The following is a 10,791-nucleotide window of genomic DNA, read 5'->3' on the forward strand; positions in this document are numbered from 1 at the left end:
TTGAAAGCCAAGTGACTGAAAGCAAGTGACTGAATAAAACAATAGGAAATATCATGTACCAAGTGCTTGAAGGCGTTGCTTCTGCCAATGATTTTGTTCGCCTACGACAGATTTCTGGCTTAAGCCCTAGACCATTGGAGGGCGCGATTAAGGCTTTGCCAAGGAGTTTATATGGCGTGCAAATAAAGCTCGCCGAACAGACTGTGGGTATGGGGCGTGTGGTTGGTGACGGCGCGCTCAACTTCGAAATTGTCGATATTGCAGTGGATCCTGAGCATCAAGGTAAGGGATTAGGGCGGCTTATTATGCAGCACATCATGGCTTATTTAGATCGTGAGGCTTTTGAGGGCGCGTATATTACCCTGATGGCGGATGTGCCTGAACTCTATGAAAAGTTTGGCTTTAAATTTAGTCGTCCCGCAAGTGAAGGCATGTATATGGTGAAATAACGCCGCTAACCAATACACTTGTAACTTAGGCACATGTAGCAGTAGAACTCAAACAGTAGAGCTCAAACAGTAGAGCTCAAAACAACAATCAAAGGAAGATTACCCCATGAATACCTTACTTATTTGCTTATTTGTCGCCATGTTATTGCCATATCTTGCGAAAGGTCCAGTGGCTTGGGCAATGGCAAAGGCGGGTGGTTACGATAATAATCATCCCCGTGCTCAGCAAGCACAGCTAACCGGTTTTGGCGCTCGCGCTTTAGCGGGACATCAAAATGCCTTTGAATCATTGCTGGTGTTTGGCCTAGCCGTATTAGTGGTGATTGCTACCGGCAAAGTAAATCCCACCACTGAGTGGCTCGCAATCGTCCATGTCGGCGCCCGCTTTGTGTATCACATCCTCTATCTTGCCAACAAAGGCACCTTAAGATCCCTCACATGGTTTGTTGCCATCTTCAGTGCTTTCGGGATTTTCTTTCAGGCTTTTTAAGCTTGGATATTAAAGGATCTGCGCCAGTTTTTTGATACTTTCCCGCAGCTCATCAGGCGTATGAGCGGCATAGCCCAGTAAGATTGCTTGCCTTGGATAGGGCGCTTGGCAATATCGAGACAAAGGCTGTGCACCTAAACTGAGTTGGCGGCATTTATTGATCACTTCCTCTTCGGTTAAGTTGCCTTTTAGCCAACATACGAGGTGAATACCTGAGTCAGAGGTTTGAACGGACAATTTGTCGGGCAGATACTGCTCAATTGCCGCGATTAACGCCGTTTGGCGTGCTAAGCAGGCTTTTCTCACTCGGCGAACATGCCGCGCGTAATGTCCTTCGGCGATAAACAACGCTAATGTTGCTTGCTCTAGGTGAGCCGTGTGCGTATCGGCATAATATTTTGCCAACTGGAAAGCCTGTATCAGTTTAGGGGGCACCACCAAAAAGCCGAGTCGTAATTCGGGTAGCAGCATCTTGGAAAAGGTGCCAGCGTAGATCACCCTTTGATGTTTATCGAGCCCCTGTAATGCCTGTATCGGACGGGCGCTATAACGAAACTCGCTATTATAGTCATCTTCTAAAATCCATTTACTCTGCTCAGCGGCCCAATCGAGTAAGGCCAATCGTCGTGGCAGACTTAGCATACCGCCGAGGGGAAATTGGTGTGAGGGCGCGGTAAAAGCCAGTTTCACTGAGGGCCACCGCTGGATCGCATCGGCAATATTTGTGCCCTCATCATCAACACTTACAGGACGAACCCGCATATTTTGCGAGAGAAAAGCGCCTAAAGCCCCGTCATATCCAGGTTCATCAAGCCAGACTTCATCTCCCTGTTGGAGTAGTACCTGCGCTGTGAGGTTAATGGCCTGCTGAGTTCCATTGACTATGATGATCTGCTCAGGTGTGCAATTGAGGCCGCGTGTCGAACGCGCATAATCACTTATCGCCTCACGCAGCGGCAAATACCCCGCGCTATGGTTTGATTTACCTAAGGTTTTACGCGATTGCCGCCAAACTCGGCCTAACAGCCGCCCCCAAAGTTGGTGCGGGAAAAGATCGACGCATCCGACGCCAATATTAAACATGCTATGGCTGTGGTCCGTATTCGCCTTCGCTTTCAGTCGCGTCATTTCTATTAACTGTGGATTAATTTCTAATTTGGAATCAAAAACTTGAGCGCTTTCTCTGGCACGGTTTGGTATATCGATCAGTTCATCGGGAATGGTATCTGAAACATAAGTACCCGAGCCCGGTTTAGTCAGCAGATAGCCTTCATCAATCAGGCGCTCAAACCCTTGCAGTACTGAGTTACGTGAAATCTGCATGGTTTCCGACAAGGCTCTGCTGGATGGGAGCTTCATTCTAGGATGTAAACGTCCATCAAGAATGGCCTCTCTAAACGCATGATAAAGCTGATCTTTGAGGATGCCATCTTTGAGTTGCAAGTGAGGGAAATTGGATTGAGGTTTTTTCATTTGCTAACTGGTACTGTAAAAAATACAAAAAGTGTACCTTATGCGGTACCACAATTGAATCTAGAATCTTGCTTCAGTAAAACTGAGACCATTTACTTAATTTCAAGGAGTGCGCTAATGTCCAGCCAATCACTAACAGTGACCATTGATATGGTTAAAGAAACGGACTATTTACTCTGGTTACCACACTGGCGTGATTATCAGACTTTTTACAAAGTGGCGTTATCAGAAGCGACCACCCAAGCCACGTGGCGCCGATTCTTCGATGACCAAGAACCCATTTATTGCGCAGTTGCAAGAGAGGGCCAAAACTTACTCGGTTTTGTGCACTATGTTTTTCATCGTTCTACTTGGGCCGAAACGGATTATTGTTATCTTGAAGACTTGTTTGTTGCCCCAACGGCAAGGGGTCAACATGTTGGAAAACAATTGATTGAGTTTGTAAAGCAAGCGGCCATTGAACACAAGTGTGCGCGCCTGTACTGGCATACACAGGAAACAAATTTAACCGCGCAAAAACTCTATAACTGGATTGGTGAAAAACCGGGAGTCATTGAGTACAGAATGCCGCTGTAAGGAGGGGCCTTTAATTAACGCATTAATTGGCTAGCTTATTAATGCGTTTATTATCAGTTTCTTGATAGTTTCAAATTCTTTCAATCCTAATGCTAAAGGGCTTTTAGCATTAGGTTTTAATGCACGTTTTAATTGCGACTAATCGCAGCGATAACCGCATCGGTCAGCTCCCGAGTATTCGCCGTTCCGCCCATATCGCGGGTTAAAGACTGCTTATCTTTCAATACGTTTTCTATCGCGCTGAGTATCAGGTCGTGCATTGCGCCATAACCTAAATGTTGCATCATCATAGCGCCCGCCCAAATTGTGCCTAAAGGATTGGCAATACCTTGGCCTGCAATATCCGGCGCCGAACCATGTACCGGCTCAAACATCGACGGAAATTCCTTGCTTGGATTGATGTTCGCCGAAGGGGCAATGGCGATAGTGCCAGTGCACGCAGGGCCAAGATCAGACAGGATATCGCCAAACAAATTTGAGCCAACAACCACGTCAAAATGCTCGGGTTTTAGCACGAAATTTGCCGTCAGAATATCGATATGATATTGGTCGACCTTAACATTGGGATATTGTTTTGCCATTTCCCCGACGCGACTATCCCAATAGGGCATAGAGTGAAATATGCCATTGGATTTGGTCGCCGAGGTTAAGTGCTTTGCCTCGCGGCTTTGGGCTAAATCGAAGGCATATTTTAAGATGCGATCTGTGCCACGACGGGTAAAAATGCTCTGCTGGGAGACAATCTCATGTTCAGTGCCTTCATATTGAATGCCGCCGACGGCGGAATATTCGCCTTCCACGTTTTCACGTACTACATAAAAATCGATATCGCCGGGCTTTTTACCCGAGAGTGGGCAGGGCACGCCTTCAAATAACCGAATAGGCCTAAGGTTCACGTATTGCTCAAAGGCTCTGCGGATCGGTAGTAGCAATCCCCAGAGTGAAATATGGTCGGGAACTCCTGGAAATCCAACAGCGCCTAAGTAGATGGCATCAAAGGATTTTAGTTGCTTAAGTCCATCCTCTGGCATCATGCGACCGGTTTTATGGTAGGTTTCACAGGACCAGTCGAAGTAGGTCCACTCAAACGCCACACCTAAGATTTTTCCTGCGGCTTCGAGTGTGCGTATCCCTTCGGGGATCACTTCTGTACCTATGCCATCTCCGGCAATTACGGCGATTTTTACCTTAGACATCTTTGACTCCAATAGGGGATTCTGCGTTTTTAGTATGTTATTCCATATTCGTATCGTGTATGAATAGGCTAAATGTTTTGTTAAGGATTACGAATCGTGAGTCAACTGCCGCCACTTGAAGATTTACGGGTCTTTGTTATCGCCGCAACAAGCGGGGGATTTACAGCCGCTGCGGAGCAATTATCTTTTTCTCCAGCGTATGTGAGTAAACGCATTGGCCTATTAGAAAAAGCGCTCGGAGTGCGCTTGTTTCTGCGCTCTGCCAGAAGTGTCAGCCTCACCTTAGAGGGCAAGATTGCCTTGGAATGGTCCGAACGTTTGCTCGATACCATGGAGCAAATGAGCCTTGAAATTAGCTTAGAGCAGCAAGTGCCACGGGGGCGATTACGTATCGCAACCAGCACAGGATTTGGCAGCCACTGCATTGCACCGATTATTTCAGACCTCGTGTTCCACTATCCCGAATTAGAAGTTGATTTAGAGTTGCTCGACCGCCCCGTCGATCTGGTCTCTGAAGGTTTTGATCTGGAGATCCGTGTCGGTGGCGAATTGCCACCGCAAATGATTGCTAAGCGTCTTGCGAGTAATTATCGGGTATTGGCGGCGTCGCCGACCTATATCGACACGCATGGCATGCCAAACAATCTCGCGGCATTAGCCGAGCATAAGTGCATAGGGATCCGCGAGCGCGATCAAAACCATAGAGTGTGGCGATTGGAAAGTGCGGCTGGCATAGCCTCGGTTGATTTAGCGGCTTCCTTGATGACCAACAATGGCACAGTCGCTAAGCAGTGGTGTCTTAAAGGCCACGGTATTATGTTGCGCTCCATCTGGGATTTACAGCAAGATTTCTTAAGTGGCAGATTACTCAGAGTACTCCCCGAGTATCATCAATCCGCTGAAATTCATGTAATTTATGCCTCACGATTAGAAACGTCTGCCAAACTTCGCACCTGCGTCGCCTATCTTGAAGAGGCATTACCTCGTTTTGCTGGCACTGGAATAAGTTGATTTTATTTCGCCAATCTCTATGGGCGAGTGAACGCTCGCTATTTTCATATTGAGTTTAAATAAATCAAGGTGTTGGATTTAATTGCTGACATTGGGTCAAGAGGTGGCCAAGAAGGCGCTCGTCCTATTCTCCTTAATAAATGATCGTAATAGGTCATTTTGTATATCTATTAAGCAAACTGTCAGGTTTTTACTGTTACCTTACGCCCCCGATGTATTGGCTAATCCCATTGCTACCGTTTTACCTCAGTTAAAGAGATACCATGTTTATAAAGTTTAAGCTTCCCGTTGCTATGCTCGCACTCATTGCTTTGTCTGTTTTATGCTCTTCGGTGTATGTGCAAGAAACGCTAGTGACTAAGCTGATTTCAAATAGGCTGCCAGTTGATGCTCTTGGTTTTCAGTCACGGACGGCTTCCAATCCTTTAGTTGTCAGTCAGAGTGCTCAGCATCATATGCAGAGTTTGCCAAAACTGATGACGACTTCCCTGATGCAAGCGAATCAAGGTGCTGTTGCAAATCGAACGGTTGCTGAACATTTCTCATCCCCCAAAATACTTGAGCAGTCATCCTTAGACAATCAAGAGTCTAAACAACTGAGTCTGAATATCAGTTCTCTCGATGAACTCATGGGCTTGTTTGACTCGCTTAATTACACGCCAGAAAGCTTTCGTGATGGTAATAAATCGGTCCCTAGATTGACCTTTGATGCCGTGGGTGAGGGCTGGAGTTCAGTGTCAAGCCAACTCCCGGTGAAGCAAAAGAAAATGGTGTTTCTTAGAATGATTGCCCCTTTAGTCTTATTGGCGAATGAGAAAATTTTACAAGAAAGACAGGTCATTATGTCTGCCCCCCTTGATGATATTGCGTTATTAGCCTTAGGGGTAAAGTACAAAGTAATAAGCAGTGAAGATAAACCGCTGTTAGAAGCCCAAAGACAAATGCTACTTGAAAGGGTGGATATCCTGCCACCATCGTTAGTGTTAGCTCAAGCGGCAAAAGAAAGCGGTTGGGGCACATCGCGATTTGCCCGTGAAGGTAATGCATTATTTGGGCAGTGGGATTTCAAGGGTAATGGTATGGAACCTAGGCAAAAGCGCCAAGGTTTAGGCAATTATGGTTTAGCACGATTCGATACACCATTTGCTTCGGTGGAAGGGTATTTGTTGAATTTGAATACCCATAATGCTTATCAGAAGATGCGAGATTTTCGTGCCCAATCAAGACAAGCTAATCAAGCTGTGACAGGCTCTGCACTCGCAGGGACGTTAGACCGATATTCGGAGCGTGGTCACGCCTATGTTGAGGCGATTCGTCAGATGATCCGCACCAATAAGCTATATCTGGTGGATGATATTTATTTAAGTGATGACGCACCATTGCATCTATTAACAAGAACAAACTAAGTGATTGGTAAAATAACCATTTTCACTTAGCCTGAATAAAGCGCACTTTAATTAGGCTTATATAGGTCAATTTAATCAAGGGCATCCGCATTACCCTATATCCCAATTTTAAACTTTGCCTTTTTGCTGGTAATTGTCTTCAAGGTCTTGAGTTAACCATTAGGATAAAAGGAGAAGCAGTGCCTGATGTTCGATATTAATGTTTACCTTTCTGTAATCGCATAACTTCCATCTGTGTTATAGCGGATGATAAACCCCTTTTTGTCACCATCGTGGTAATACTTCAGGGACAGTAATCGATCCTTGTTATCGATTTCATATGTCCAGCCACGTTGCTCATTGTCGATGTAATTGGACAGTGAATAACCGCCATCCTTCTTGTAGCGGATGCTGATTTGACTGTCTTGCCCCTGTTCATTATTTTGTAACTTTTGGACATGCCCCTCTTCATCGAATTCAAATTCTCTGATGAGATTACCATGATGGTAGTCAGAAAATTTATATAATTTTCCTTTACTATCATAATAATATTGCTCTCCGTGCTTTAGCGATGGCGTATTTCTATAGGGGGAATTCACTATATCCTTACAGTCATTGCTATAGGGGTTTTCTCGCATAATGCACTCGTCCTGAGAGGGTTTGACTGGCAGGGTTTCGTCATATTCATAATGACTTAACTCCATAAGCCTATGATTGTGGTTAGGATCAAAAATAGCCTGCATGCCATGGTACTCACCTTTGCGATAGTGCCTAATGCCGCTAACGACATCCTGTGCTGAGTACCAAATACTCTGACCATCGAGCAGGCCCTGTTTATAATGCTTATTGGCAAAGAGCACATTTTCATCGCTGATTAGTTTTTCTTCACCTTCGCGTAACCCATTGAGATAAGTCACTTCGATCCGCGATTTCTTGTCAGTTTTAAATACCCAAGGGCCAGTGCGCTTGCCATCAAGGTAAGCCCCCTGACCCACATAGTTGCGGTATTCGCCAAGCGAGACTTTATCTACCCAAGGGCCATGTTTAATGCCGTTTTGATAGTGACCTTTATTGCCATTGCTCTCAAGCCATTCACCGTCTTTGACGCCGTTGCGATAAATGCCTTTTTCAGACAATCGCTTCTCACCTGTGTCTGCGCCATATTCGGGCTCATAGATTTCATAGGGGCCATCGAGCACTCCTTGATTGTAATGGGCAAAACCGTAGTTATCTGCCTCATCGAACATGGACTGTGCAATCCATTTACCTTGCTTTTTACCGTCAAGATATTCACCTTCCCAATAGCTTGCTTGGCCGTCAGCTTCCATCCATTTACCGACTTTTTTGCCTTGTTTGTACTGACCATTCAACATGATATTGGCATTACGGTTATCGTAGGCGATATAGGGGCCATCGAGCAGACCTTGGGCATAATGACTTTCAAGCGCAAGTCCAGCCCAAGATCCACCGAGATTCATGTAATCATAAGCTGGGCTCGTTTTTGGGATCTCACCCTCACCGCTGTTTAGCCAGTCTACATCATCGGCTTCAAAGGCAACGCTCACCAACACAAAACTGCCCTGTTGTTCGCGATAATCATTGCGATAAAAGTGAGTCACTAAACTGTATTGATGCTCGCGGCCTTGGGCATCTTTATCTTTGCGGGTGAGGGGGTAACGTAATTTATATTCGTCCGCGGTTTTCACATCGGCAGGTAAACCTTTAGCATTGCGATAGCCGATTAAGGTTGGTTTGAGCTTGGTTGAGCCATCGATAATCGCTTTAATGGCGGGATCTTCAATCGCCTCAACATCATAGGTTATGCGATATTGCTGCGGTGGAATTTGGTTTAACACTTTGCGGGTGTCGCTGACGGTAAATGACGATAACGTCGGGGCGACTTCATCCAGCACAACTTGAAGGCGTGGCAGCTTAGTGAGTTTTGAATCCTCAAAACCATAACCCCGTAAATGCTGGCCATCAGCATCTTTAAGCATGACCACGACTTCTTTGTCGCCACCCTTATCAAAGTCATAGTAAAAAACGGCCACAATTTCAGCCGCACCATAATCATCAAGATGTACGCCGGGCGCATCGCCGTCGGACATTTCGCTCCACACTTGATTGTCTTTTTGGTGAAAATTAAGCCATTGGCCATTCGGTAAATCGACAGTGGGATGGACGGCTTTGCTCGCAGCGCTTGCCGCAGGAATAACCGTTAAAGAGGATAACAACATCATGCCCGCTGCAGTGAATAAACTGCGAATCGAAAGTTCCATTTAACTACACCTTTTATACCGATAACTTGCGCCTCATGCGCACCAGTAAACGGGCCGAATTTTATGCGAAGACAAGCACTTCAGGAAGTGGCTGATACAAAAAAGGCCGCAATAGCGGCCTGTTAAGATCCAACATTTAACAATCAGCGATGCGATATAGCATTTATTTCGCGGGTGCCTTTTAGGGTAATCATTTAGATTTTATTGAAAACGGGTTTTAAAAGAAAATGAGCTAAAAATATTACAATAACAGCTGCTTAAATTTAATGGGGCACTGAAGCAGTGCTTCAATTTTGCTTTGTTTCGCTTGTTCTGAATCTACATTCCCTGTGGTGTAAAACGTTATTTCTGGATCGAGTATCGGGCTACACGTTTGGTGCTCGATTTTCAACAATGAGTGCGTTCGATTAGCAATGGCGAATCCAGAATCAATGACGGTAACCTGGTGGGGAAGGGCATTTTTGATTTCTGCATGGATAAGTGGAAAGTGAGTACAAGCCAGCACTAATACATCGGTATTAAATGCATCGGGTTTGCTAAAAATACGCTGAATTTCCTGAGTTACAATGTCGGGATCAAACCCATTGCCGAGAAGTTTTTGCTCTGAGGCGAGAACCAGCACTTCAGAGTCTTCTACTAAAACCTTACATTCTGTGGCGAAATTCGTGATCAGCATCTTCACATAAGCTGAGTTCACCGTGGTGTGAGTGCCAAGTACCATCACTACCTTTGATTTTGATAACGAAGCGGCAGGTTTTATCGCAGGGACAACGCCGACAATAGGTATATTGAGTTCAGTACGAAGTAAGTCTAGCGCAATGGTACTCGCTGTATTGCAGGCGATAACGATGATATCGGGTTGAGTCAGTGAGCTTGCTTTGGATATAACGTCTAAAATTCGCTTTTTTAGTATATCGTGCGGCTTTTTTCCGTACGGGAAAAAGCCAGCGTCAGAGACGTAACTCAGCCGTATGTTGGGGATTCTCTTTTTTATTTCGGCCGCGACAGTTAGTCCACCTGAACCTGAATCAAAAACTAATATTGAGCTATCCATTGCACCTACCTTCACATAATCAACACATTTAATTTTGCCATAGACACAGGAGTGTTAGTCGAATTGGCATACGGCTTCAAGAGGCGTATTTTGCTCTTTCAGCCTATTTTGATCAATGAGGATATGTTTGGTTAAGACTTTTTCGTAAACAAAAAATCTTTTGGTGAGTTAATGCAATTTACCGCAGGGTGAGATCATGAATACTCAGTTTTGTCAGCAGTTTAGTTGGGATGCCAACTTAATCCTTCGTGTGTTTGTAAATATTGCTGGAGCTTTAATTCCGCATATCCATTAAGCACTATCATTCCAGTGACACGCAGCAAGTCCGTCCCTTGATGCTCGAGCATGGAATCTGCTGTATTAGGACATAATAATGTCGCGATCACATGGATGTGAATAAGCGCCCATGCCACGGATGGTCACTTCCATGATGGTGCTTAATTTGGGTTAATCCCTGTGTATGTCAGATGGTTGATTCTTAAAAAATTCATGGCTGTCCGCTTTTTTTACTGTCATGCGTGGTAATACGCAGTTCAAGGCCGATCTGAGTTGGGCAATAGAATTTATTACCACCAAATGTTATCGCAGCAAGCAGTCAAAAACAAAGCACGACAATAGCTTAGAGGTGATATTGTAGTGGTCAAGTAAAATTGGCCACGGTTTTAGAGTCATTCCAATATAAACGTTCTGACTCATTTGGCGTTAACCCACCATTATATTGATGGGGTCTGGTCTCACTGTAATATCCAGTGATGTAATTTGTGATCTCTTTATTTGCTTCTGTAAAATTCCCATAACCACTGGCGGGTATCCACTCAGATTTCAAACTTCTAAAGAAACGCTCCATTGGTGCGTTATCCCAACAATTCCCGCGGCGA

Annotated in this window: 10 protein-coding genes; 5 read left to right on the forward strand and 5 right to left on the reverse strand. The window is 45.1% G+C overall.

Going from position 1 to position 10,791, the window contains the following annotated elements:
• Positions 1–53: 53 nt before the first annotated feature.
• Positions 54–449: a GNAT family N-acetyltransferase gene (locus L5L91_RS07120; RefSeq protein WP_263161640.1), complete on the forward strand. Its 396-nt coding sequence runs from the start codon at positions 54–56 to the stop codon at positions 447–449.
• Positions 450–555: 106 nt separating this feature from the next.
• Complete coding sequence (locus tag L5L91_RS07125; RefSeq protein WP_113941155.1) at positions 556–939, forward strand: MAPEG family protein; 384 nt, start codon at positions 556–558, stop codon at positions 937–939.
• A 9-nt stretch (positions 940–948) separates the two neighbouring features.
• On the opposite strand, the gene L5L91_RS07130 is transcribed toward L5L91_RS07125, so the two are convergent.
• On the reverse strand, positions 949–2,412 hold the full coding sequence (locus L5L91_RS07130) for a PLP-dependent aminotransferase family protein (protein ID WP_263186617.1): 1,464 nt from the start codon (positions 2,410–2,412) through the stop codon (positions 949–951).
• Between the two features lie 117 nt (positions 2,413–2,529).
• Between L5L91_RS07130 and L5L91_RS07135 the strand changes: the two genes are divergently transcribed.
• A complete protein-coding gene (locus L5L91_RS07135) occupies positions 2,530–2,988 on the forward strand; it encodes a GNAT family N-acetyltransferase (protein WP_219251144.1) in 459 nt (152 codons plus the stop codon).
• A 128-nt stretch (positions 2,989–3,116) separates the two neighbouring features.
• Here L5L91_RS07135 and L5L91_RS07140 read toward each other — a convergent pair whose 3' ends face one another.
• On the reverse strand, positions 3,117–4,184 hold the full coding sequence (locus L5L91_RS07140) for a tartrate dehydrogenase (RefSeq protein WP_219251145.1): 1,068 nt from the start codon (positions 4,182–4,184) through the stop codon (positions 3,117–3,119).
• 96 nt (positions 4,185–4,280) lie between these two features.
• On the opposite strand from L5L91_RS07140, the gene L5L91_RS07145 reads away from it, so the two are divergent.
• Together L5L91_RS07145 and L5L91_RS07150 are read left to right on the forward strand one after the other, a co-directional pair.
• Positions 4,281–5,195 (forward strand): LysR substrate-binding domain-containing protein, encoded by a 915-nt coding sequence (locus L5L91_RS07145; RefSeq protein ID WP_263235998.1) that lies wholly within the window; start codon positions 4,281–4,283, stop codon positions 5,193–5,195.
• A gap of 263 nt (positions 5,196–5,458) precedes the next feature.
• Complete coding sequence (locus L5L91_RS07150) at positions 5,459–6,601, forward strand: glucosaminidase domain-containing protein (protein ID WP_263236000.1); 1,143 nt, start codon at positions 5,459–5,461, stop codon at positions 6,599–6,601.
• Positions 6,602–6,804: 203 nt separating this feature from the next.
• Here the strand turns inward: L5L91_RS07150 and L5L91_RS07155 are convergent, their stop codons facing one another.
• From L5L91_RS07155 to L5L91_RS07165, 3 genes are all read right to left on the reverse strand, one after another.
• Positions 6,805–8,859, reverse strand: coding sequence for a toxin-antitoxin system YwqK family antitoxin (locus tag L5L91_RS07155; RefSeq protein WP_263236001.1), 2,055 nt, complete (start codon positions 8,857–8,859; stop codon positions 6,805–6,807).
• A gap of 241 nt (positions 8,860–9,100) precedes the next feature.
• Positions 9,101–9,913, reverse strand: a complete 813-nt coding sequence (gene murI, locus L5L91_RS07160) for a glutamate racemase (RefSeq protein WP_263161654.1) — start codon at positions 9,911–9,913, stop codon at positions 9,101–9,103.
• Positions 9,914–10,553: 640 nt separating this feature from the next.
• On the reverse strand, positions 10,554–10,791 hold a 238-nt coding region (locus L5L91_RS07165; RefSeq protein WP_263236003.1), incomplete at its 5' end, for an integrase core domain-containing protein.

This window comes from Shewanella sp. SM55, assembly GCF_025654025.1.
Classification (GTDB): Bacteria; Pseudomonadota; Gammaproteobacteria; order Enterobacterales; family Shewanellaceae; genus Shewanella; species Shewanella oncorhynchi.

Coding starts and splice junctions, on each gene's coding strand:
- L5L91_RS07135 (WP_219251144.1), top strand. CDS start 2,530: ATGTCCAGCCAATCACTAACAGTGACCATTGATATGGTTAAAGAAACG.
- murI (WP_263161654.1), bottom strand. CDS start 9,913: ATGGATAGCTCAATATTAGTTTTTGATTCAGGTTCAGGTGGACTAACT.
- L5L91_RS07125 (WP_113941155.1), top strand. CDS start 556: ATGAATACCTTACTTATTTGCTTATTTGTCGCCATGTTATTGCCATAT.
- L5L91_RS07130 (WP_263186617.1), bottom strand. CDS start 2,412: ATGAAAAAACCTCAATCCAATTTCCCTCACTTGCAACTCAAAGATGGC.
- L5L91_RS07140 (WP_219251145.1), bottom strand. CDS start 4,184: ATGTCTAAGGTAAAAATCGCCGTAATTGCCGGAGATGGCATAGGTACA.
- L5L91_RS07150 (WP_263236000.1), top strand. CDS start 5,459: ATGTTTATAAAGTTTAAGCTTCCCGTTGCTATGCTCGCACTCATTGCT.
- L5L91_RS07155 (WP_263236001.1), bottom strand. CDS start 8,859: ATGGAACTTTCGATTCGCAGTTTATTCACTGCAGCGGGCATGATGTTG.
- L5L91_RS07120 (WP_263161640.1), top strand. CDS start 54: ATGTACCAAGTGCTTGAAGGCGTTGCTTCTGCCAATGATTTTGTTCGC.